This is a genomic window from Algibacter sp. L3A6, assembly GCF_009796825.1.
In the GTDB taxonomy this organism is placed as follows: Bacteria; Bacteroidota; Bacteroidia; order Flavobacteriales; family Flavobacteriaceae; genus Algibacter.
In genome coordinates, this window is sequence record NZ_CP047030.1 from 3,360,482 (window position 1) to 3,383,609 (window position 23,128).

Annotated in this window: 16 protein-coding genes and 2 tRNA genes; 11 read left to right on the forward strand and 7 right to left on the reverse strand. The window is 32.8% G+C overall.

The features are described 5' to 3' along the window. Positions 1–491: 491 nt before the first annotated feature. On the reverse strand, positions 492–1,043 hold the full coding sequence (locus tag GQR98_RS13940; protein WP_159020029.1) for a DUF1572 family protein: 552 nt from the start codon (positions 1,041–1,043) through the stop codon (positions 492–494). Between the two features lie 61 nt (positions 1,044–1,104). Continuing rightward, complete coding sequence (gene msrB / locus GQR98_RS13945; RefSeq protein WP_159020030.1) at positions 1,105–1,587, reverse strand: peptide-methionine (R)-S-oxide reductase MsrB; 483 nt, start codon at positions 1,585–1,587, stop codon at positions 1,105–1,107. A 203-nt stretch (positions 1,588–1,790) separates the two neighbouring features. Here msrB and GQR98_RS13950 point away from each other — a divergent pair, with 203 nt between their 5' ends. Further along, the gene (locus tag GQR98_RS13950; protein WP_199270291.1) at positions 1,791–2,612 is read left to right on the forward strand and encodes a M48 family metallopeptidase; all 822 of its coding nucleotides are present in this window, start codon (positions 1,791–1,793) and stop codon (positions 2,610–2,612) included. Between the two features lie 76 nt (positions 2,613–2,688). Next, complete coding sequence (locus GQR98_RS13955) at positions 2,689–4,077, forward strand: MFS transporter (RefSeq protein WP_159020032.1); 1,389 nt, start codon at positions 2,689–2,691, stop codon at positions 4,075–4,077. 53 nt (positions 4,078–4,130) lie between these two features. On the opposite strand, the gene metE is transcribed toward GQR98_RS13955, so the two are convergent. Further along, positions 4,131–6,434, reverse strand: a complete 2,304-nt coding sequence (gene metE / locus GQR98_RS13960) for a 5-methyltetrahydropteroyltriglutamate--homocysteine S-methyltransferase (RefSeq protein ID WP_199270206.1) — start codon at positions 6,432–6,434, stop codon at positions 4,131–4,133. A gap of 134 nt (positions 6,435–6,568) precedes the next feature. On the opposite strand from metE, the gene GQR98_RS13965 reads away from it, so the two are divergent. Next, positions 6,569–7,054: an Lrp/AsnC family transcriptional regulator gene (locus GQR98_RS13965; RefSeq protein ID WP_159020033.1), complete on the forward strand. Its 486-nt coding sequence runs from the start codon at positions 6,569–6,571 to the stop codon at positions 7,052–7,054. A 19-nt stretch (positions 7,055–7,073) separates the two neighbouring features. Here the strand turns inward: GQR98_RS13965 and GQR98_RS13970 are convergent, their stop codons facing one another. Both GQR98_RS13970 and GQR98_RS13975 read right to left on the reverse strand, forming a co-directional pair. Beyond that, on the reverse strand, positions 7,074–7,454 hold the full coding sequence (locus GQR98_RS13970) for a hypothetical protein (RefSeq protein WP_159020034.1): 381 nt from the start codon (positions 7,452–7,454) through the stop codon (positions 7,074–7,076). A gap of 78 nt (positions 7,455–7,532) precedes the next feature. Further along, a complete protein-coding gene (locus GQR98_RS13975) occupies positions 7,533–10,082 on the reverse strand; it encodes an ATP-dependent Clp protease ATP-binding subunit (RefSeq protein ID WP_042503843.1) in 2,550 nt (849 codons plus the stop codon). Between the two features lie 259 nt (positions 10,083–10,341). Between GQR98_RS13975 and gyrA the strand changes: the two genes are divergently transcribed. Beyond that, the gene (gene gyrA / locus GQR98_RS13980) at positions 10,342–12,915 is read left to right on the forward strand and encodes a DNA gyrase subunit A (protein WP_159020035.1); all 2,574 of its coding nucleotides are present in this window, start codon (positions 10,342–10,344) and stop codon (positions 12,913–12,915) included. 17 nt (positions 12,916–12,932) lie between these two features. Beyond that, a complete protein-coding gene (locus GQR98_RS13985) occupies positions 12,933–14,183 on the forward strand; it encodes a tetratricopeptide repeat protein (RefSeq protein WP_159020036.1) in 1,251 nt (416 codons plus the stop codon). 76 nt (positions 14,184–14,259) lie between these two features. Here GQR98_RS13985 and GQR98_RS13990 read toward each other — a convergent pair whose 3' ends face one another. Together GQR98_RS13990 and GQR98_RS13995 are read right to left on the reverse strand one after the other, a co-directional pair. Continuing rightward, entirely contained in the window at positions 14,260–15,009 is a 750-nt protein-coding gene (locus GQR98_RS13990) for a C40 family peptidase (protein WP_159020037.1), read from the reverse strand. A 95-nt stretch (positions 15,010–15,104) separates the two neighbouring features. Further along, positions 15,105–16,283, reverse strand: a complete 1,179-nt coding sequence (locus tag GQR98_RS13995; protein ID WP_159020038.1) for an acetyl-CoA C-acyltransferase — start codon at positions 16,281–16,283, stop codon at positions 15,105–15,107. Between the two features lie 210 nt (positions 16,284–16,493). Here GQR98_RS13995 and GQR98_RS14000 point away from each other — a divergent pair, with 210 nt between their 5' ends. The 6 genes from GQR98_RS14000 to GQR98_RS14025 all read left to right on the forward strand — a co-directional run bounded on the left by GQR98_RS14000 (position 16,494) and on the right by GQR98_RS14025 (position 23,114). Then, a complete protein-coding gene (locus tag GQR98_RS14000) occupies positions 16,494–18,542 on the forward strand; it encodes an HD family phosphohydrolase (protein WP_159020039.1) in 2,049 nt (682 codons plus the stop codon). Between the two features lie 100 nt (positions 18,543–18,642). After that, positions 18,643–18,731, forward strand: a tRNA-Ser gene (locus GQR98_RS14005). Positions 18,732–18,765: 34 nt separating this feature from the next. Continuing rightward, a tRNA-Pro gene (locus tag GQR98_RS14010) sits at positions 18,766–18,840 on the forward strand. 917 nt (positions 18,841–19,757) lie between these two features. Next, complete coding sequence (locus GQR98_RS14015; RefSeq protein ID WP_159020040.1) at positions 19,758–20,297, forward strand: YfiR/HmsC family protein; 540 nt, start codon at positions 19,758–19,760, stop codon at positions 20,295–20,297. A gap of 7 nt (positions 20,298–20,304) precedes the next feature. Beyond that, a complete protein-coding gene (locus tag GQR98_RS14020; RefSeq protein ID WP_159020041.1) occupies positions 20,305–22,620 on the forward strand; it encodes a TonB-dependent receptor plug domain-containing protein in 2,316 nt (771 codons plus the stop codon). 20 nt (positions 22,621–22,640) lie between these two features. Continuing rightward, entirely contained in the window at positions 22,641–23,114 is a 474-nt protein-coding gene (locus tag GQR98_RS14025) for a hypothetical protein (protein WP_159020042.1), read from the forward strand. Positions 23,115–23,128 lie beyond the last annotated feature (14 nt).

Genomic DNA, 23,128 nt, shown 5'->3' on the forward strand with positions numbered 1-23,128 from the left:
TCAATCCTTCTCGCAGGGCATATCCGCAAAAGTATGTTTTAAGTATTTATATTATTGGGTTTGTTTTGTCATGTCGACGCTTGTAGACATCGTATAACAGAAACAATTGTTCAAAGGATTATGAGATTTCTCCTCACGTTGAAATGACGAGGGCCGTTTTTTTTTTTTCTGGTAGTTAAGTTTAGAAATCTGGCTTTTCAATATTAATCATAACCTCCAAAAAAGTAAAGAATTCTTTTGTCATGTCGACACTAGGAGACATCACACCACAGTAAGCACTTGTTCATAAGATTGTAATATTTATCCTCACGTCGAAATGACGAAGGCTGTTTTTTTTTCTGGTAGTTAAGTTTAGAAATCTGGCTTTTCAACATGAATCATAACCTCCAAAAAAGTAAAGAATTCTTTTGTCATGTAGACGCCGGGAGACATCACATCACAGTAAGCACTTCAGTTTAAAATATCGAAATTTAAACTACAAAAAACCACCATTATAAATCATCAGTAAAATGCTTTCTAGATTTCTCTTCGCTGAATTTTTTATCATTATAAGCTTTAGAAGCTCCTTTAGGAATAGACAGAATCTGCCAATCTTTTCCTTTAAAAATTTTACCTAAAAAAACAATTTGACCAATATGGTAGGAGTAATGCGCTAATTGTCTATTTATGGCTTCCGTAACGGTATGGCCTTCATTCCTAATATAAACAATGCGCTCCAAATCAATTTCCGTTAAAGGTTTTATAGCATTAAATAGGCAGTCCCAACCAGTATTCCAACTTTCTAATAGTTGGTCTTTGGTTTCAAAAGTATCATCGAATTCTCGGTTTCGGTTTCTGGAGGGTTTTTCACCATCTTCCGTTAAAAAGTTTGTCCAACGGCTTAGCATATTCCCAGAAATATGTTTTATTATAATGGCTATAGAATTGGCGTCTTGAGCAATTTCATTTTGTAATTCATCAAACGATAATTGCTCAAAAGTTTTGTCGCCTAAACCTTTATAATATTCAAACTGTTTTCTAATACTTTCTAAATAACTTTCCATGCGATAAATGTAATCTATCAAGGCAATAAAAGCAAATGGAGAAGGTAACTTTCAGTAAACCTTATTCCGCAGGAACAAATGTTAAAGAGACACCGTTAATACAATGGCGCATTCCGGTTGTACGCTTTGGGCCATCGTTAAAAACATGACCTAAATGTCCGCCACAAGTTCCACAATGTTCTTCGGTTCTAGCATACCCTAAATCGTAATCGGTAGAAAAATCAACATTACCTTTAACTTCTCTATCAAAACTTGGCCATCCTGTACCAGAATCAAATTTATGCTCGCTTTTAAATAAAGGTGTTTCGCAAGCTTTACAAACGTAAGTTCCTTGTTTTTTGTTATTGTTTAAAGCGCTTGAGAAAGCACGTTCGGTTCCTGCTTCACGTAAAACGTAATATTCTGTATCCGATAATTGTGCTTTCCATTCAGATTTTGTTTTAGTAACTTCAAAAGTTTTCTTAACCTCGTTTTTTTTCTTTTGTGCTGTAGAATTGCAACTAAAAGCTAAAAATAAAGCAAGTACTATTATTATCTTATTCATATTTAAATTTGTTTTTTAATTCAGTCGTAGTATAAATCTAAAAATAACAGAATAGAATTTAATTAAAGTTATATTTTTCATAAAAAAGCGCTTTTATTATGTTCAAAGTTTGTTAAATTTGAATGTGACTAATTAATTAAAAATGTGTCTCAATATTAAACATACAGATTTTGTATTTTTGACACCAAATAAAACCTAATATGATGAAACTAAAAGTTACTTTAATATCCTTAGGAGTTTGTGCCATGATATTTTCTTGTGCAACGAACCCTTTTACAGGAAAAAAAACAATGGCATTTGTATCTAATGCTCAGTTGTTTCCAACTGCTTTTGCTCAATACGATCAGTTTTTAACCGATAATAATGTTGTAACAGGTACTAAAGATGCCGAAATGATTACAAGAGTAGGGCAACGTATAGCTGTAGCGGCCGAACGATGGTTAACTGCAAATGGAAATGCGGGTTACTTAAATGATTACAAATGGGAATATAATTTGGTAAATGATGAAACCGTAAATGCTTGGTGTATGCCAGGTGGTAAAATTGTATTTTACACAGGTATTTTGCCAATAGCAGCAAATGAAACAGGTGTTGCAGCTATTATGGGGCACGAGGTTGCGCATGCATTAGCAAACCACGGACAACAACGTATGAGTGCGGGATATGTACAACAAGGTTTAGCAGTTGCAGGAAATGTAGCTATACAAGATGAGCAATCTAGAAATGCTTTTAACCAATACTATGGTGTTGGTTCGAATGTATTAGGTATGTTACCTTTTAGCAGAAGTCATGAAACTGAAGCTGATAAAATTGGTTTATACTTAATGGCTGTTGCTGGTTACAACCCAGATGAAGCGGCTGAATTATGGAAACGTATGAAAGCGAACAGTGGAGGAGATGCTCCAGCAGAATTTATGAGTACACACCCATCTAACGATACGCGTATTAATAACCTAACACAATGGGCTCCAGATGCTAAAAAGGAAGCTACAAAATTTGGTGTAACATCGTTTAGAGCGATATAACATTTTAATAAAATATTTGTTTACTTTAGAAGCTGCTAATTATTAGCAGCTTTTTTTATTTAGCCAAATTTTTTATATGATTCAACTTGAAAAGGGAAGTAAAAAACTATTAAATGCTTGGGCATTTTACGATTGGGCAAACTCGGTTTATACTTTAACTATCGCATCTTCAATTTTCCCGATATTTTATTCGGCACTATTTCTTTCGGAAGTTAAAACTGTAGAAGCTTTTGGTACCGAATTTAAAAGCACCGCACTAATTACGTATGTAACGGCTTTTACCTTTTTGGTAGTAGCGATTACTTCGCCAATACTCTCCGGAATTGCCGATTATGTTGGAAATAAAAAGAACTTTCTAAAGTTTTTCTGTTACGTTGGTAGCGCAGGTTGTATTGGATTATATTGGTTTAATTTAGAGCAAATTCACCTGAGTTTGTTGTTCTATTTTATGGGATTAATTGGCTATTGGGGAAGTTTGGTTTTCTACAATTCATATTTACCAGATATTGCTTATCCAGAACAGCAAGATAGTGTTAGTGCTAAAGGATTCTCAATGGGGTATTTGGGATCGGTACTGTTGTTGATTTTTAATTTATTGATGGTGATGTTTCCGCAGTTTTTTGGATTCGATTTAAGTATAGATCCATCTATTTTAGAAACAGGAAGCGAGGCTGAAATTCAATTAGCTATGGATGCGGCTAAAGACTTAGCTTCGGTTAAGGCTATGAAAATATCTTTTATTACAGTTGGAATTTGGTGGGCATTATTTAGTCAATATTCATTTTACTTTCTACCAAAAGGAACGAAATCTGGACACAAAGTAACTCGAGCTGTCATCTTTAATGGTTTAAAAGAATTAAGAGAAGTTTGGAAAGAGTTAAAGCAAAATTTAAGATTGAAACACTATCTATATGCATTTTTTGTATTTAGTATGGCTGTACAAACTATTATGCTGGTTGCTGTTTATTTTGGAGAAGAAGAAATTTCTTGGGGAACAGATAGTGAAAAAACAATGGGTTTAATTGTTAGTATTTTGGTGATACAACTGGTTGCCATTTTGGGCGCTTATGTAACATCTAAAGCATCTGCTAAATACGGAAATATTAAAACACTAATCGCAGTTAATTTTGTTTGGATGTTTTTGTGCTTTTATGCTTACATGATGCATACTCCAATGGAGTTTTATATTGCAGCTGGTATTGTTGGCTTGGTTATGGGAGGAGTGCAATCACTTGGGCGTTCTACATATTCTAAATTTTTACCAGAAACAGAAGATACCACATCATACTTTAGTTTTTACGATGTTGCAGAGAAAATCGGTATTGTAATCGGTATGGTTATTTTTGCTACCGTAGACCAAATTACCGGAACCATGAGAAATGCTATTTTGGTGCTTGTTGTCTTTTTTATAGGTGGTATTATTTTATTATTTAGAGTGCCAGACGAAAATAAAAGACTGCCTTAGCGTAGTAAAAATACATTCTAAAAACAGTCTTATTTATTCAAATTAGGGGAAGCTTAAACGAACTCCAACGTTTGGGATCTTAAGTTTTTAGCAGCAGTTACTAAATTTTTTAGAGCATCTTTGGTTTCTGGCCAATCTCTAGTTTTTAGTCCGCAATCTGGGTTTACCCAAATATGTTCTTTAGGTAAAACGTTTTTGGCTTTTGTAAGCAAGTTTTCAATTTCTTCTAAAGAAGGAACACGTGGCGAATGTATATCATAAACGCCTGGTCCAATTTCATTAGGATATTTAAAATCAACAAAAACATCTAGTAATTCCATTTCAGAACGTGATGTTTCAATGGTAATTACATCGGCATCCATATCAGAAATACTCGCGATAATATCATTAAATTCAGAATAGCACATGTGTGTATGAATTTGAGTTTGGTTTTGCACACCACTTGCTGAAATTCTAAATGCTTTTACAGCCCAATCTAGATAATTCTTCCATTCTTCTTCTCGTAATGGTAAACCTTCACGAATGGCAGGTTCGTCTATTTGAATAATTTTTAAACCCGCTTTTTCTAGATCTGTAACTTCATCTCTAATCGCTAGCGCAATTTGGTTGCAAGTAACTTCTCTAGGCTGATCGTTTCGAACAAAAGACCATTGTAAAATAGTAACCGGACCAGTAAGCATGCCTTTTACAGGAATATCAGTTAAAGATTGTGCGTATTCAGACCATTTTACGGTCATTGGGTTTTCGCGAGATACATCGCCAAATAAAATAGGTGGTTTTACACAACGGCTACCGTAACTTTGTACCCAACCGTAGCTACTAAAGGCAAATCCGTTTAGTTTTTCTCCAAAATATTCAACCATATCATTACGTTCAAATTCACCATGTACCAAAACATCTAGACCTATTTCTTCTTGAAAACGGATAGAGTCTTCAATTTCTTTAGCAATTAAAGCGTCGTATTCTTGCTGAGATAACGTTCCTTTTTTGAATTTTAAACGCCAGCTACGAACTTCTTTGGTTTGGGGGAATGAGCCAATAGTTGTAGTTGGGAATAACGGAAGGTGTAATGCTTGCTTTTGTAAAACTTGACGTGTAGAAAAAGTACTTTCCCTATGACTATCGGATAATTTTAAATTAGAAATTCGCGTTTTTACCAAATCATTATGGATTAGTTTTGAGCTTTTCTTGGTGAGGTTTGCTAATTTATTTTCTTCAAACAAGTGTAAATAACCATCGTTATCTGCTTTTAATAAATGTTTAAGCGCAACAATTTCTTCAATTTTTTGTTTAGCAAAAGCTAGCCATTGTTTTATTTCGGGTTCTAGAGTGGTTTCTAAATCGAGGTCGTATGGTGTGTGCAGTAGGGAACAAGATGAAGCTATCCATAAGTTTGCCGGATCTAATTTTTTACTCGCTTTTTCTATAGTTTTAATTGAAGCTTCAAAATCATTTTTCCAAATATTTCGACCATCTACAACACCTAGTGATAGTTTTGTTTTTGGATTAAAATGTTCCGATTCTAAAATATCATTTAATTGCGAAGGGCATCTTACCAGGTCTAAGTGCAAAGTATCGACGGGTAATTGTAAAGCAATATTTAAATTTTCGCCATAACAATCAAAATAGTTAGCTAAAAACACTTTCAATGTCGGGAATTTTTCGGCAATCTGTTCGTATGTTTTTGTAATAGCTTGTTGTTCTTTTTCAGAAAGGTTTAATGCTAAGCAAGGTTCATCAAATTGTATGTATTCTGCACCCAAGTTTACTAGTGTTTCAATAACTTCGAAGTAAACGGGTAGTAATTTATCCAATAAATCTAACCTGTGAAATCCCGGTTCTTTTTCTTTTCCTTGAAGTAAAAATGTAACCGGACCAATCAAAACAGGTTTTGTCTTTATTCCTAATGCTAAAGCTTCTTTGTATTCTTCTATAATTTTATTCGAAAAGAAATTAAATGTTTGCTCTTTTTCAAATTCCGGAACAATATAATGGTAATTAGTATCGAACCATTTTGTCATTTCCATGGCAGTAACATCTATATTATTTTTTTGAAGTCCACGTGCCATAGCAAAATACAACTCCAAATAGTTACTTTTATCAATGTTGTTATAGCGTTTTGGAATACAACCAAAAGTTAAACAAGCGTCTAAAACTTGATCGTAAAAAGAGAAGTCGTTCGACGGAATTAAATCAACACCTAAGTCTTGTTGTTGTAACCAATTTTGTTTTTTTATTTCTTTGGCAGTGTTTATTAGTTCAGTTTGATTAATTTTTCCTGACCAAAAAGCTTCACATGCTTTTTTTAATTCACGTTGGCGTCCAATTCTTGGGTGCCCTAAAAGGGTAGTTTTCATAATTAAATATTAGATTTTATTGCTGTTCAAAATTAGTATTACAGCATGTAAGTAAGAAATTATAGCTAATATTCAGGTGATTTACCTATTTTTGAATTAAATAACAGAATAATGTTATTTATATCTAGTTAAATATGAGTTTACCAGAAAATAATTCTGCTTTACCGTTGGATGAAATAGATTTGCGCTTGTTAAGAATGTTGCAAGCCAATTCTAACCTGACAACAAAACAGTTAGCAGCTAAAGTGAATCTATCTACGACTCCTGTTTTTGAGCGTATTAAAAAATTAGAAAAAGCAGGCTATATTAAAAACTATGTCGCTGTTTTAGATGCCGAAAAGCTTCAAAAAGGCTTAACAGTGTTTTGTAATATTACTTTGAAAGAGCACACACGTGTTATAGGTAATCAATTTGTGAAGGATATTGTGTCTCTCGAAGAAGTTGTGGAGTGTTATAATATCTCGGGAGATTATGATTTTTTACTTAAAATATTGGTAAAAGACATGAAGGAGTATCAGAATTTTGTTCTAAACCATTTAGGAAGTGTTAAAAACATAGGAAGTGCACAGAGTACTTTTGTAATGGGCGAAATTAAAAACTCTTATGCTGTGCCTATTTAAGTTTGGGTTTTAATTTGCACTATTTTTCATCAGCTTCGCGCACTGCATTGTTTGCCCATTCTGTAGCATCATTTATTTCTGTAAATGTTTTCAATGGTTTTTTTGAAAATATTTGTTCGATTTGAGAATTGATACGTGCTATTTTTTTAGATGAAACTATGATAAAGCCTATTAAGTTTTCAATTTTTGAGGCTTGAATATAAATAACAGGATCTACGGCATACGAGTTTATACGGTGTGAGATGTAAACAAAATTTTTGTTTTTAAAATGGGTTTTTGCTATTTTGAATAGGTGGGCATTCGATAGGTCGGTTACAGTTTCTCCTTCGTTAACAATACCGATAACGTAGTTTTCGTAAACCTGCATGACCCCAACTGATGTTTTTACTATGTGCATCATTTATATGGAATGGTGTTTTGATGAATAAAAAAAGCTCGAAAAACTAATTTCGAGCTTTATTATATTTATAATTGTTTTTTAAGACTCTGTTGATTTTTCAGCTTTTATAATTGAAATACTCAATTCTTCTGTTTTCGCATCAAGATCAATTTTGATGTTATCTCCGTCTTGTAAATGTGATGCTACAATTTCTTCAGCTAAAGCATCTTCAACATATTTTTGAATAGCTCTTTTTAAAGGTCTTGCTCCGTATTGTTTATCGAAACCTTTATCGGCAATATAGTCTTTAGCTGTTTCTGTAATAGTTAGGTTGTAACCTAATAACTTAATACGATCTAAAAGTTTTTCTAATTCGATATCGATAATTTTGTTGATGTCTTCTTTTTCTAAAGCATTAAAGACAACTACATCATCAATTCTATTTAAAAATTCTGGTGCGAAGGATTTTTTCAAAGCATTTTCGATAACACTTTTTGCATTCGCATCTTCTTGAGCCTTTTGTGATGCTGTTCCAAAACCAATTCCGGTACCAAAATCTTTTAATTTACGAGCTCCAATATTAGAAGTCATTATGATAATAGTGTTTCTAAAATCAATTTTTCTACCTAAAGAATCGGTTAAATAACCATCATCTAAAACTTGAAGTAGCATATTGAATACATCTGGATGTGCTTTTTCAATTTCATCTAAAAGAATAACTGCGTAAGGTTTACGACGTACTTTTTCTGTAAGTTGTCCACCTTCTTCATAACCAACGTATCCCGGAGGTGCTCCAACTAATCTAGAAATAGCGAATTTTTCCATGTATTCACTCATGTCAATTCTGATTAAAGATTCTTCAGAATCGAATAATTCTCTAGATAACACTTTAGCTAACTGTGTTTTACCAACACCTGTTTGCCCTAAAAATATAAATGACCCAATTGGCTTATTCGGATCTTTAAGTCCAGCACGGTTTCTTTGAATAGCCTTAACTACCTTAGCAACAGCATTATCTTGGCCAATTACTTTTCCTTTTATAAGGTCTGGCAATTCAGCTAACTTATTAATTTCTGTTTGCGCAATACGGTTTACAGGCACACCAGTCATCATAGAAACCACATCGGCAACATTATCTTCTGTTACCACTTCACGATGTTGTTTGGTGTCTTCTTCCCATTTTTCTTGTGCAACAGCTAATTCTTTTTCAAGACGTTTTTCATCATCTCTTAGTTTTGCAGCTTCTTCGTATTTCTGTTTTTTAACAACAGTATTCTTGGTTTCCTTAACTTCTTCTAGTTTCTTTTCTAGTTCTAGAATTTGTTTTGGAACTTCAATATTAGTAATGTGTACGCGAGAACCCGCTTCATCTAAAGCATCGATAGCTTTGTCTGGTAAAAAGCGCTCTGTCATGTATCTATTTGTTAATTTTACACAAGCCGCAATAGCTTCTGGTGTATAATCAACATTATGGTGCTCTTCGTATTTACCTTTTATGTTGTTAAGTATTTCAATAGTTTGTTCTACCGTTGTAGGCTCAACAATTACCTTTTGGAAACGACGCTCTAAGGCACCATCTTTTTCTATGTACTGTCTGTATTCATCTAAAGTTGTGGCACCAATACATTGTATTTCGCCTCTTGCTAAAGCAGGTTTAAACATATTGGAAGCGTCTAAACTTCCAGTAGCTCCACCAGCTCCAACTATAGTATGTATTTCATCTATAAATAGAATAACATCATCATTTTTTTCAAGCTCGTTCATAACGGCTTTCATACGCTCTTCAAACTGTCCGCGGTATTTTGTTCCGGCAACTAAGCTGGCTAAATCTAAAGTAACTACACGTTTATTGAAAAGAATTCGGGATACTTTACGTTTCACAATTCTAAGCGCTAAACCTTCGGCAATGGCAGATTTACCAACACCAGGTTCACCGATTAATAGCGGATTGTTTTTCTTTCGTCTACTTAAAACTTGAGAAACACGTTGTATTTCTTCTTCACGACCAACAACAGGATCTAGTTTTCCTTCTTCGGCCATCGCTGTTAAGTCGCGCCCAAAGTTATCTAAAACTGGTGTTTTAGACTTTTTGTTGGTTTTAGCACCTGTTGGTGCATTAAAAATACTGTCTTTAGAAGATTCGTCTTCTATGTTAGAATCATCATCCGGGAATTCAGCTTTCGGTTCTATATAACTATCATCGTTTGTTATCATAATTTTAAATTGTTCTTTAACATTGTCGTAGTAAACCTTTAATTTATTTAAAAGTTTTGTAGTTGGGTCATTTTCATTTCTTAAAATACAAAGCAGTAAATGCGCTGTATTTATTGAGGTGCTCTGAAATAATTTAGCCTCTAAAAACGTGGTTTTTAGTGCGCGTTCTGCTTGCCTTGTTAAATGTAAGTTCTTCTTTTGGTTAGAACCTACAGCTATATTGGGGTTTGCAGGACTTAATATTTCTACTTTACGCCTTAAATGATTTAAATCAATATCTAAAGCGTTTAAAATTGTTATTGCTTTGCCATTACCATCACGCAAAAGACCAAGCATAAGGTGTTCGGTACCGATAAAATCGTGACCTAACCTTAGGGCTTCTTCTTTGCTGTAAGCAATAACATCTTTTACTCTTGGGGAAAAATTATCATCCATATTCGTGTCCTTTCTGCATTAAAAATACTAAAACATTTTACCAACGACAAAAACTATACCTTTTTTTGTGTGTAAAATGCTAATTGACGAAAAAAAGGATATAAATCCAAAATTTTGGAATACATACTTATTAACTAAAAAGAGATGTAAAATTGTTAATAAAAAACATGAAAAAATGATTATAAAACCCTTAGTATAACTATTGGAATTGTTATATTAGCATGTTTTGAAAATTACATAAAACTTAATTAAAATATATATGGCAGAAGGAGAAAAACTTATTCCAATTAATATTGAAGATGAGATGAAATCAGCTTACATTGATTATTCAATGTCAGTTATTGTGTCACGTGCTTTACCAGACGTAAGAGATGGTTTAAAACCAGTTCATAGACGTGTACTTTATGGTATGCATGAACTAGGTATTAGAGCAAATACAGCACATAAAAAGTCGGCAAGAATAGTTGGGGAAGTTTTAGGTAAGTATCACCCTCACGGCGATACTTCGGTTTACGATGCAATGGTACGTATGGCTCAAGAGTGGAGTTTACGTTACATGCTTGTAGACGGACAAGGGAATTTTGGTTCGATTGATGGTGATAGTCCTGCAGCAATGCGTTATACAGAAGCACGTATGCGCAAAATTGCTGAAGACATGTTGGCAGATATCGATAAGGAAACCGTAGATCATAAGTTAAACTTTGATGATACGTTACAAGAACCAACAGTTTTACCAACGCGTATTCCAGGTCTTTTAGTTAATGGAGCATCGGGTATTGCTGTAGGTATGGCAACTAACATGCCGCCTCACAATTTGACAGAGGTTGTAAATGGTACAATTGCATATATCGAAAATAACGATATTGAAATTGATGAGTTGATCCAACTTATTAAAGCGCCAGATTTTCCAACAGGTGGTACTATATATGGTTACGATGGTGTAAAGGAAGCTTTCCATACAGGTCGTGGACGTATTGTTATGCGTGCTAAAACCAATATTGAAGAGGTAAACGGTCGTGAATGTATTATTGTTGACGAAATTCCATACCAAGTCAATAAGGCAGACATGATTAAAAAAACTGCCGATTTAGTTAACGATAAAAAACTAGAAGGTATTTCGCTTATTCGTGATGAATCTGATAGAAATGGTATGCGTATCGTTTATGTTTTAAAACGTGATGCGATTCCTAATATCGTTCTAAATAAACTTTTTAAATACACAGCGTTACAGTCTTCTTTTAGTGTAAATAATATTGCATTAGTAAATGGACGTCCGCAGTTATTAAACTTAAAGGAGTTAATTCATTATTTCGTAGAGCATAGACATGAAGTTGTTGTTAGACGTACAACTTATGAGTTACGTAAAGCAGAAGAACGCGCACATATATTAGAAGGATTAATTATTGCTTCGGATAATATAGATGAAGTTATAAAAATTATTCGTGCTTCTAATAATGCCGATGAAGCTAGAAATAACTTAATTGAACGTTTCAAACTTTCAGAAATTCAAGCGAAAGCTATTGTTGAGATGCGTTTGCGTCAGTTAACAGGTTTAGAGCAAGATAAATTGCGTGCTGAATATGATGAAATTATGAAAACTATTATTGACCTTAAAGATATCTTAGATCGCAAAGAGCGTAGAATGGATATTATTAAGGAAGAATTAGTTGTTGTTCGTGATAAATATGGTGATGAGCGTCGTTCTGTAATAGAATATGCTGGTGGCGATTTAAGTATCGAAGATATGATCCCTAACGAGAGTGTAGTTATTACAATTTCTCATGCAGGTTATATTAAACGTACATCTTTAACAGAATACAAAACACAGCATAGAGGAGGTGTAGGGCAAAAAGCATCTACAACAAGAAATGAAGATTTCTTAGAACACTTATTTGTGGGTACAAACCATCAATATATGTTGTTCTTCACTCAAAAAGGAAAATGTTTCTGGATGCGTGTTTACGAAATCCCAGAAGGATCTAAAACATCTAAAGGACGTGCTATTCAAAACCTTGTAAATATTGAACAAGATGATAAAGTTATGGCTTTCATCTGTACTCAAGATTTAAAAGATGAAGAATACATTAATAGTCATTACGTAATTATGGCTACTAAAAAAGGTCAGGTTAAAAAGACTTCTTTAGAGCAATATTCTCGTCCAAGAACAAACGGAATTAATGCTATTACTATTAAGGACGATGATGTTTTATTAGAAGCTAAACTTACAACTGGTGAAAGCCAAGTAATGTTAGCATTAAAATCTGGTAAAGCTATTCGTTTCGAAGAAGCTAAAACGCGTCCGATGGGCCGTGGAGCATCTGGAGTTCGTGGTATTCGTTTGCAAGATGAAGAAACAGATGAAGTTATCGGAATGATTGCTGTTGATGATATGGAAAGCAACGTGCTTGTAGTATCTGAAAATGGTTATGGAAAACGTTCTAGTTTAGAAGATTATAGAATTACTAACCGTGGTGGAAAAGGTGTTAAAACCATTTCTATTACAGAAAAAACAGGTAATCTAGTGTCTATTAAAAACGTAACGGATGAAGATGATTTGATGATTATCAACAAATCTGGTGTAGCAATTAGATTGGCGGTAGCCGATTTAAGAGTTATGGGGCGTGCAACTCAAGGAGTGAAATTAATAAACCTTAAAGGAAAAGATTCTATTGCCGCAGTCGCTAAAGTAATGCATGAAGATGAAGAGATTGTACTTGAAGGAGAAGAAGGTGAAACTTCTGTAGAAGGCGTTGAAGGTGTTGAAAACACTGATGTTTCTGAAGATGGCACAACTCTTGATAATAATTTAGAAGATAATAACACTGAAATTTAAACTTAATATTACTTAAAATGAAAAAACAATTAATCATAGCTTTAGCCATTTCAATGGGTGCATTTTCATTTGCACAAAAGAAAGAATTGAAGGCAGTAGAAAAAGCTATTAAATCGAGCGATTTTGCAGCGGCAAAAGCAGCAGCAACTACAGCAGAAGGTCTTTTAGATGCTATGGATGAAAAATCTAAGGCAAAGTATTACTACTTATTAGGACAAGCACTTTATGCTGATGGAAAAGGATCTGATGCAGATATTGCAACGGCTCTAGAAAGTTTTACAAAAGCAGAAAGCGCATACGGATCGGAAGTAACAGCTTTAAAGCAAACTATTACTAACAAGTTTTTAACTAAAGGTAATGCTGCTTACGAAAAGCAAGATTATTCTAATGCTTCTAAGTATTTTGAAAAGTCTTATAGAGTAAAAGAAAAAGATACTGTTTATCTTTATTACGCAGCTGCAACAGCAGTAAACGTAAAAGAGTATGATAGAGCTTTAGGATTATATGAAGAACTTAAAAAATTAGGTTACACAGGTATCCAAAAGCAATATTTTGCAATTAACAAGGAAACTGGAGAAGAAGAAATTCTAGATAAAGCAACTCGTGATCTTTACGTAAAAGCAAAGAGCCATATTAAGCCAGGTGAGCGTGTAACAGAGTCTAAAAAACCAGAAATTGTGAAAAACGTAGCATTAATTTATGTTAGCGAAGGTAACAATGAGAAGGCTATTGAGGCCATGAAAGAAGCTAGAGATGAAAATCCTGAAGATGTAAACTTAATTCTTTCTGAAGCTAATATTCATTTCAAAATGGGTAACACTGAAAAGTTTCAAGAGCTTTTAACTAAAGCTACAGAATTAGAGCCAGAAAATGCTGAGTTACAATATAACTTAGGTGTAATTGCATCGCAATCTGATCACCCAGTAGAGGCTAAGGCTTATTATGAGAAAGCAATTGAATTAGATCCTAATTATGTAAATGCTTATATTAATATTTCTGCTCTTGTATTAGCGAGAGAAGAGCCACTTATTACTGAAATGAATGGTTTAGGAAGTTCTAAAAAAGATGATTTACGTTACGATGAATTAAGAGAAGAGCGTCAAAACTTATATAAAGAAGCAGTACCATTTTTAGCGAAAGCTTTAGAAATAGATACTGAAAACTTAAGCGCAGCTAAAACTTTAATGAACATCTATAATATTTTAGGTGAATCTGATAAAGCGAAAGGTTTAAAAGCTAAAGTTGAAGCTTTAGAAGGGGCTCAATAATTATATAGTCACTTTCATAAAATAAAAAAGGTCGCAAATTGCGACCTTTTTTTATGCGGTATATTTAATGAAAATATTAAATAATCTTTTTGATTACGCGTAGTTTATGCGTGTGTTTTCTTTTATCTACATTGTAAATTCCAGAATGGTCTAAGCGATCAATTCTTACTTTACCATGTGCGTGTATAATGTAATTATCTTCCATAATTAAACCAACATGAGTAATAGCGCCTTCGCTATTATCAAAAAAGGCTAAATCTCCAGGTTCACTTTCTTCTATAAAGCTTAAAGCTTCACCTTGTGTGGCCTGCTGAGAGGCATCACGAAGTAATTTATACCCGTTTAATTTGTAAACCATTTGAGTAAAACCAGAGCAGTCTATTCCAAAAGGTGTTTTTCCTCCCCATAAATAAGGAGCGTTTAAGTAGGTAAAAGCAGTTTGTATTATTTGTGATTTAGGACGAATTCCAGAAATTACACCACCGTCATAGTCGTGATCTAATATAGAGATTCCGTTTAAGCTAGATCCAAAAACAATAGGGTGGAGTTGTTCGTTTTTATCTTGAATAAATTCAACCAAATCCCCAGAAAGCTGCAAGGGCTGTCTGTCTAAATTGGTGTATTGTTCTTCGGTTAATTCAACATATTGTTTATTATCTATCCAACCTTCGTAAGTATCAAAGGCAATTCTAATTTTACTCCAATTTTTACGTTGTTCCAAAACTTTAAACAAATCACCATAAATTACTTGCGAAATTAATTCGCTAGCGTCCGATGGTTCTAGTCTTAGAGGTACAATGCTTAAATTACAAATTCCGTATTGCATTAATCAATTATCGTTGTTTAATATTTTAAATAAAGCGCTGTTTTATTCAAATTAGTATACAGGCAACAGCTTTTAAAGCTAACTTATATATTTTTTTAAGGACGTTCAATAACTACAGCCGATGCGCCACCACCACCGTTGCAAATTGCAGCGGCACCAATTTTGGCATTGTTCTGTTCAAGTACATTTAGTAATGTAATTAGTATTCTAACACCAGAACAACCCAGTGGATGTCCAAGTGAAACTGCTCCACCATTTACATTAACGTTACTATCATTTAGCCCTAAAATTTTCATGTTTGCTAAACCAACAACCGAAAAAGCTTCGTTAAACTCAAAGAAATCTACATCTTCAAATTTCATTCCTGCTTTGTTCAAGGCTTTTGGAAGCGCTTTTGCTGGTGCTGTGGTAAACCATTCTGGTTCGTGAGCAGCATCTGCATAACTTTTTATAGTCGCTAGAACTTTTAATCCAAGTTCGTTTGCTTTCTCTTTACTCATTAATATCATAGCTCCGGCACCATCATTTATGGTAGAAGCATTGGCCGCTGTAACAGTTCCGTCTTTACTAAAAGCAGGTCTAAGTTGCGGTATTTTATCCATTTTAACGTTAGTAAACTCTTCATCTTTAGAAAAAACTAAAGGTTCACCACGACGTTGTGGTACTTCTACAGGTACAACTTCGTTATCAAATTTTCCTGCTTCCCAAGCAGCTGCAGAACGATTGTAAGATTGTATGGCGTAAGCATCTTGATCTTCACGAGAAAACTCATACTTATTAGCACAAGCATCTGCGCATACACCCATAGCATCATCACTATATGGATCTACTAAACCATCTTTTTGTAAACCATCTATTAAAGATGTTGGTCCAAATTTAGTTCCCGTTCTAGCATGTAAATAATGAGGTATTAAACTCATGTTTTCCATACCACCAGCAACTATAATATCTGCATCACCAAGCGCAATACTTTGAGCGGCTTGCATAACAGCTTTCATACCCGAAGCACAAACTTTATTTATCGTTGTACAAGGCACCGTGTTTGGTATACCTGCGTATATAGCGGCTTGTCTTGCTGGAGCTTGTCCTGTACCTGCTTGTACCACATTACCCATTAAAACTTCATCTACCAATTCGGGCTTTAAATTAATTTTATCTAAAGCACCTTTTATTGCAATTGCTCCTAATTTTGGAGCAGCAATAGTTGATAAACTTCCTAAAAAACTACCAATTGGTGTTCTTGCTGCAGAAACGATAACGACTTCTTTGTTCATAATGATCTACTTTGGTTTAGCTTTGAATATAATTTATCCAAATTACAAAAAATTAGAAATAGAATAAATTCATTGCGAAAATAACGATTTTTTTAATAATATACAGAGATGTGTTCATTATAAAAGGTGGTGAAAGCCTAATATTTTATTACATTTGAAAATGAAATCATTAACTAAATTTTTATCTATATTTAGTTAGAAAATGTACCTGTGAAAGACTTTTTAAATAAATTATACCGAAACCATTCTTTAATATATAAGGTTCTCTTATTTATTTGCACTACGTTTTTAATTGTTTATTTGTTTCCAAAGAGTGGGAAATTTAAATATAATTTTGAAAAGGGAAAGCCATGGCAGTCAGAGAACTTGTATGCGCCTTTCGATTTTGCTATTAAAAAATCTGAAAGCGAAATTAATAAGGAAAAAGAAGATATTATTAATAATGGAACGTTGTATTTTACCATTGATAGTAGTATTGAAAACAAAGTAAAAACAGCATTTAAAAAGGAATTTACTACTAATTTTTCCGATACTATTTCGTTAACATCTTCTAGTGAATTATACAAAACGGGTATCGATATTATTTCTCAGCTTTATGCTTTTGGTGTTTTAAATGAAAGCTATAGTTTTTCCGAAGAAAAAAGAATTGTAATTTTAGACGAACGTGTAAAGAAGCAAGAGGGCATCTATTTCGATTTAATTAAATTGGATAAAGTAACTTCTGTAATAGAAAAAGTTTTAAAAAAGCATAAATTATCTTCTAATAAAACAGAATTTGTTTCATTGTTTTACGACTTAGTAGAGCCAAATTTAACTTTCGATAAATCTTTTACAGACAAAGCTTTACAAGAAGAGTTAGATAAAATAGTTTATGCGAGAGGAAGCATTGAAAAACAAACTTTAATAGTTTCTAAGGGAGAAGTTGTTCAGGGTGATAAATATCAAATATTAAAGTCTTTACAATCGGAATACGAATCGCAGGTCTGGAGCAAATCCAGCTATATTTGGATTTTATTCGCATACACGTTATTGGTGGCCTTAGCGTTACTTATGCTTCTATTATTTTTAATGAAATACAGATTAAGTGTATTTGAAAATAATACGAAAGTTACCTTTATATTCTTCAATATATTTTTGCTAATCTTTCTAACCACGATGGTAGTAAACTACAACTCGAAGTTTATTTATGTGGTGCCAATATGTATTCTGCCTTTAGTTTTTAAAGCGTTTTTCGATGCACGTTTAGGGTTGTTTTCTCATGTTATTACAGTGTTGCTTTTAGGTTTTGTGGTACCAAATAGTTACGAGTATATGTTTTTGCAAATTATTGCAGGTATAGTTACTATACTAACGGTAAAAGAGCTTTATAAACGGGCTAATTTATTTATTTCTGTTGGGCAAATTACGCTTATTTATTTTATAGCTTATTTTGCGTTTTTTGTAATTCATGAAGGAACGGTTGAAACTTTAGACTGGAAAACTTTTGGCTACTTTGTACTTTGTGGTTTAGCAACATTGTTTGTGCAACCTTTAATTTATGTTTACGAGAAAGTTTTCGGGTTGGTTTCCGATGTATCGTTGTTAGAGCTTTCGGATACTAATTCTAAGCTTTTAAAAGAATTGTCTAATAAGGCACCCGGAACGTTTCATCATTCGTTAAACGTTGCTAATTTGGCTGAGTCATCAGCAAATGAAATTGGAGCAAATGCAATGCTAGTTAGGGTAGGAGCTTTGTATCATGATATTGGTAAAATGAAGAGCCCAACTTACTTTACGGAAAATCAATCTACCGGAATTAATCCGCACGATGAGTTGTCGTCTAAAGAAAGTGCAAGAATAATTACCGATCATGTTATTGACGGAATAGAAATTGCGAAGAAAAATAATTTACCAGATCGTGTTATCGATTTTATTAGAACGCATCACGGTACTAGCGTGGTGTATTACTTCTATATGCAAGAAAAAAAGAACCATGATGATGTAGATCGATTAGATTTTAGTTATCCTGGCCCGAAGCCTTTTAGTAAAGAAACTGCTATCCTGATGATGTGTGATAGTATTGAAGCTGCATCTAAGAGTTTAAAGGAGCCAACATCTACCAAAATTGACGCTTTTGTCGAAAATATAATAAATAAGCAGATAGAAGAGGGGCAATTTTTAAATGCGAACATCACTTTTAAAGAAATTGAGTCGATTAAAAAAGTGCTAAAACACAAGCTAGCAAACATTTACCATTTAAGAATTGAATACCCTGAATAATTTTTAAAAAAAAAATGAAAAAATGTTTGTTAGATTTAAGATGAAATCCTAAATTTGCACCCGCATTACAATATTAGTGCGATGTTCATACAACATTACTGGAGAGGTGCCTGAGTGGCCGAAAGGAGCGGTTTGCTAAATCGTCGTTGGTGGAAACACTGACCCAGGGTTCGAATCCCTGTCTCTCCGCAAAATATTTTGAAAAAAATATAGATAACCAATTCGGGGTGTAGCGTAGCCCGGTTATCGCGCCTCGTTTGGGACGAGGAGGTCGCAGGTTCGAATCCTGCCACCCCGACTAACCTAGAAATAGGGACAACTAAAACACCGTTAATCTTTTGATTAACGGTGTTTTTTTTTGATACCTATCCATTATAACAGTTTATCCTGATACCGTTCATTAAAGGGATCTTTTACTTTATCTGTATATTTTTTCAAGTATCCTTTTTATTTTCTAATTAATAATCAGAAATACACTATTGTTTTAAATTAATCTTTTAGAAAAAGATTTAAGCAACTAAAAAGTATTTGGTTAAAATATTTAAAAATTAATTTGAATAATTAGCTAGTACATTTTTTTTCTAAAGGTTTTTTGCTGTTTTTGATAAGGGAGTAGCGATATTTAGTACAGTGTTTATTTTAGTGTTTTATAAATATTGAGAATATCGCATTAATTTTTTGTAGTAATTTGCTTCGTTATTATTTGTTTTTAAAATAAATAAGTCTAAAACACCGTTTAAAAACACTTATATCGGATTAAATGTTTATTTTAGCAAATAATTAACGTTGCGATTCTTACGTCAGGCTATAAATTTGTTGCTGATTTACTTGATTGCTTAATAAAATTGTCCCAAATGAAATTAAATATAAGTGTTATAACCAAACCGTTTGCTATTCTATCTTTAGAAGAGCGTACACAGTAAAAATATATTACTGGCTTAATTATTAAAAAAAGCTAACTCTCGTGCTTCAAATCATTTTTTCCAAGAAGCATAGCTGATTTTACAATTATTTAATAAAGTCTGTGATAATTATAAGGATGGTAAAAATAACCATCTAAAAAAACGATTTTTCTCTATTAAGCTAACATGCTTATACTGTTGATTGCTATTTTTCAAAGTCCCAGATATATGCTACATGATAAAAATCATACTGTATTAAGTGAAAAAAATATATTTTGAATAAATATATTTTAAAGTAAAATGAAACCTACGAATGATTAACTTAAAGTTCTCCGAAAATATAAGCTGCCTAGCTAAGGGGATAATTCTTATTGTCATTTTTACCTGTTGGAGCAATACTTGTTTTGGACAAAAAATTGCTGTGCCCGAAAATATTCAAGCGGCACTATTAACTAAGGTTTTAAAGTATAATCCTCAAATTCCTCAAGATAATAAAATTAAAATCTTAGTTGTTTACAATAATAATACTGTTCTAGATAAGGACGAATTTATTAAAGGACTAGGAAGCTCAATGGTTGTTAAAGCAATTACTCCAAAAGATTTAGAGAGAAATATTTCAGAATTCAATGTTGTTTATTTTATGGAAGGCATTAATGGCTTTTCTAAAATGTGCAGAATCAATAAGGTTTTATCAGTAACTGCTACAACTCGATTTGTAGAAGAAGGTGAAATCTCCCTCGGATTTGGAATTGAAAACAATAAACCCAAGATATTAGTGAATTTAACATCTCTAGATATGGAGGGACAATCGTTCTCTTCGGATATATTGAGAATTGGAAAAATTTTTAAATAACAAAGTTATGAATTTTAAGGAAAAAATACTTTTATTCATTATGATCATAACATCTTTGTTATGCTTCAAAACTTTCGCGCAAAAAGGTAAAGTTTATAATGATATGACTCTTGAAGAGTTGTTGGATATTGATGTTGTGGTAACTGCTTCTAAACACCCAGAAGATTTATTTGAGACACCACTGTCTACAACTATTATTAGTAAAGAGGAAATTAGTAATTCTGGAGTTACAAGTATTCCGGAAGCATTGCGCTTGTCTCAAGGTTTAATTGTTAGAGAAATTACACCAGGTAATTACGACATTCATATTAGGGGGTATGATGATATTACAAAAAATGTTTATTTAACATTGTCTTACAATACTACTATATTGGTTATGATTGATAACCGAATAGTATATAGTTATTTTAGTGGAGGAACTTTCTGGGAAACTTTACCTGTCGATTTAATTGATGTTGAAAGAATTGAAGTTGTTAGAGGACCTGCGTCTGCTTTATACGGGCCTAATGCTGTTACTGGTGTAATTAACATCATCACTTCTCATGCTAATAAAAAAGGTAAAAACATTACTGTTAATAGCCAAATTGGAACCAACGAGGCTAAAAATGCTAGCGTAAATATTGGTTACAATTGGGATGATAAAACAAAGCTTTCCTTCTCTGGTAATTTTACAGAACGGCACCGTTTTGATACGAATTATTTTGATTTCATAAGGAAAGGGTATACATCTGTAGATAGTTTAACCATGTTTGTCTCACCAGTAAAAGATGTAAATGGCAATGAGCCTTGGTCGTTTTTAGAGTATCAAGAAGAACTCGGTGCACATTATAATGAAGATCTCAGTTTAAGAAGAGTAGGAGGAAATATATTTTTAACCCATAATTTTAAAGAAAATTCTAATATTGATATTGCTGTTGGTGCACAAAAGTCTCAAAGTCAAAGAACAGGTTTTGTAAACTTAGCTACGCCATTGTCTCAAACAGAGTCCGAAAGTTATTACTTCAACGCTAAAATAAATCACAATAATATAAGCGGGCAGTTTAATATTAATACAGGGAAAGATGAAAATAATTACAAGTTTAATTCTTATAAGTTTACTAATATAGAAGGGAATCTAGAGTATTTTAAAGAATTTAAAAACGTAAGTATTAGACCAGGAGTTAATTATAAGTTTTTATCTTATAATAGCCCATTTACTTACGATGACGGATTTAGTTTTAATGAGCTTAATTACGAATTTAAAGATGAGCCTAGAGAAACGTTTTCTTATTCTGCTTTTGTGTTAACAGAATGGAAACCAATATCTAAACTTAGGATTATTGGAGCTATTCGTGTTGATAAATTTGGGTTTAATAAAAATTATTTCACCAATTTTGAAATGGCATCCACGTATCGAGTAAATAAAAATAATTTAGTTAGAGCTGCTTATTCTAGAGCTAGTAAATCACCGTTCTTTTTTGATACGTATCTAAACAGTAATTTAACGGTGAAATATGCGAGTAACGCTACTAATCTAAATGTACCTGTGGATTTTACTGTTAGTGGCCAAGAAGATCTAAAATATCCAACTATTACAAGTTTTGAAATGGGTTGGAGAACGAAATTGAGTACAAATTTAACTTTAGATTTTGAGGCATTTTATTCTAAAGTAGACAATTTTGTAAATCCAAATGCATATTATGATTATGTAACTACACAAGAACTAGATGAAGCAGGAGAGCCTGGTGAAATTTTAACTATACATGCTGATGGTTCTGTTATATTCGAAAATTACGATTTAAATGCCAACCAGTTTGGGGCAGGATTTACATTAAATTATGATTTTAGTAATAATTTTCAAGCTAAGGTGTTCGGTACGTATCAAAAAACGCATATTTCAGGTAGAAAAGATATAGAGATTGAATTAACAGATATTGTATTTGAACCTAATGCGGAAGGAGATATATTAACAACAACTTTAAGTAATAGAACAAACCCTACACAATGGAGCGAAGAAGCAACACCATCTTTTTTTGGAGGCTTTGCTTTTAACTATAAGCCTAATAATAAATGGAGCTTTAATACAGATGCCTATATATATGCCGATCATGAGTTTGCTAACTATAATTATTATCAAATATCTAATGTAGATAATATTGATGATGCCAAAGTACAGATGAATATTAAAACTAATATGATTCTAAATGCTAAAACAATCTATCAATTAAATAAAAATATGTCTGTTAATTTTACAGCAAAAAATATATTAGGAAAACATCGCGAGTATGGTTTTGCAGACAATATTGGTTCTCTTTTCTTAATAGGCATACAATGGAAATATTAAAATTAAACTCTCAAATCTTTATGAAAAACAATTATTATTTATCCGCTATTATCACTTTATTTATTTTTTTAACTTCTTGCAGTTCTAGTGACTCTAACGATGCTAACACACCTAGCGATATGGTGAGTTCTAAAACATGGAAAATAGAAAGTAAGATGCTTTCACCTACTATAAATTACGGAGGTGTAGAGATAGATGATATCATGATTCTCGAACCAGAAGAAACTAGAAACTATTCTTTTGAATTCAAATCTGATGGAACATTCGTTCAGCGAGATGCTACAGGAGTGAGTATATTTGAAAGCACATGGTCTTTAAACTCCGATAACACATTATTGTCTTTTGGAGAACCAATTGTTTACAACTATCCTGTTGTTGGGGAAATGGGGTTTTCAACTATTGATATCATATCTATATCATCATCAAAAATGGTAGGTACTATTGAATCTACGTTTGGTGAAGATGATTATGAACTTACAATAACATTCATATAAAAAAATAAAAAAGA

Excerpts from the sequence above, each read along its gene's own strand:
- GQR98_RS13940 (WP_159020029.1), bottom strand. The coding sequence starts at position 1,043 with ATGGAAAGTTATTTAGAAAGTATTAGAAAACAGTTTGAATATTATAAA.
- msrB (WP_159020030.1), bottom strand. The coding sequence starts at position 1,587 with ATGAATAAGATAATAATAGTACTTGCTTTATTTTTAGCTTTTAGTTGC.
- GQR98_RS13950 (WP_199270291.1), top strand. The coding sequence starts at position 1,791 with ATGAAACTAAAAGTTACTTTAATATCCTTAGGAGTTTGTGCCATGATA.
- GQR98_RS13955 (WP_159020032.1), top strand. The coding sequence starts at position 2,689 with ATGATTCAACTTGAAAAGGGAAGTAAAAAACTATTAAATGCTTGGGCA.
- metE (WP_199270206.1), bottom strand. The coding sequence starts at position 6,434 with ATGAAAACTACCCTTTTAGGGCACCCAAGAATTGGACGCCAACGTGAA.
- GQR98_RS13965 (WP_159020033.1), top strand. The coding sequence starts at position 6,569 with ATGAGTTTACCAGAAAATAATTCTGCTTTACCGTTGGATGAAATAGAT.
- GQR98_RS13970 (WP_159020034.1), bottom strand. The coding sequence starts at position 7,454 with ATGATGCACATAGTAAAAACATCAGTTGGGGTCATGCAGGTTTACGAA.
- GQR98_RS13975 (WP_042503843.1), bottom strand. The coding sequence starts at position 10,082 with ATGGATGATAATTTTTCCCCAAGAGTAAAAGATGTTATTGCTTACAGC.
- gyrA (WP_159020035.1), top strand. The coding sequence starts at position 10,342 with ATGGCAGAAGGAGAAAAACTTATTCCAATTAATATTGAAGATGAGATG.
- GQR98_RS13985 (WP_159020036.1), top strand. The coding sequence starts at position 12,933 with ATGAAAAAACAATTAATCATAGCTTTAGCCATTTCAATGGGTGCATTT.
- GQR98_RS13990 (WP_159020037.1), bottom strand. The coding sequence starts at position 15,009 with ATGCAATACGGAATTTGTAATTTAAGCATTGTACCTCTAAGACTAGAA.
- GQR98_RS13995 (WP_159020038.1), bottom strand. The coding sequence starts at position 16,283 with ATGAACAAAGAAGTCGTTATCGTTTCTGCAGCAAGAACACCAATTGGT.
- GQR98_RS14015 (WP_159020040.1), top strand. The coding sequence starts at position 19,758 with ATGATTAACTTAAAGTTCTCCGAAAATATAAGCTGCCTAGCTAAGGGG.
- GQR98_RS14020 (WP_159020041.1), top strand. The coding sequence starts at position 20,305 with ATGAATTTTAAGGAAAAAATACTTTTATTCATTATGATCATAACATCT.
- GQR98_RS14025 (WP_159020042.1), top strand. The coding sequence starts at position 22,641 with ATGAAAAACAATTATTATTTATCCGCTATTATCACTTTATTTATTTTT.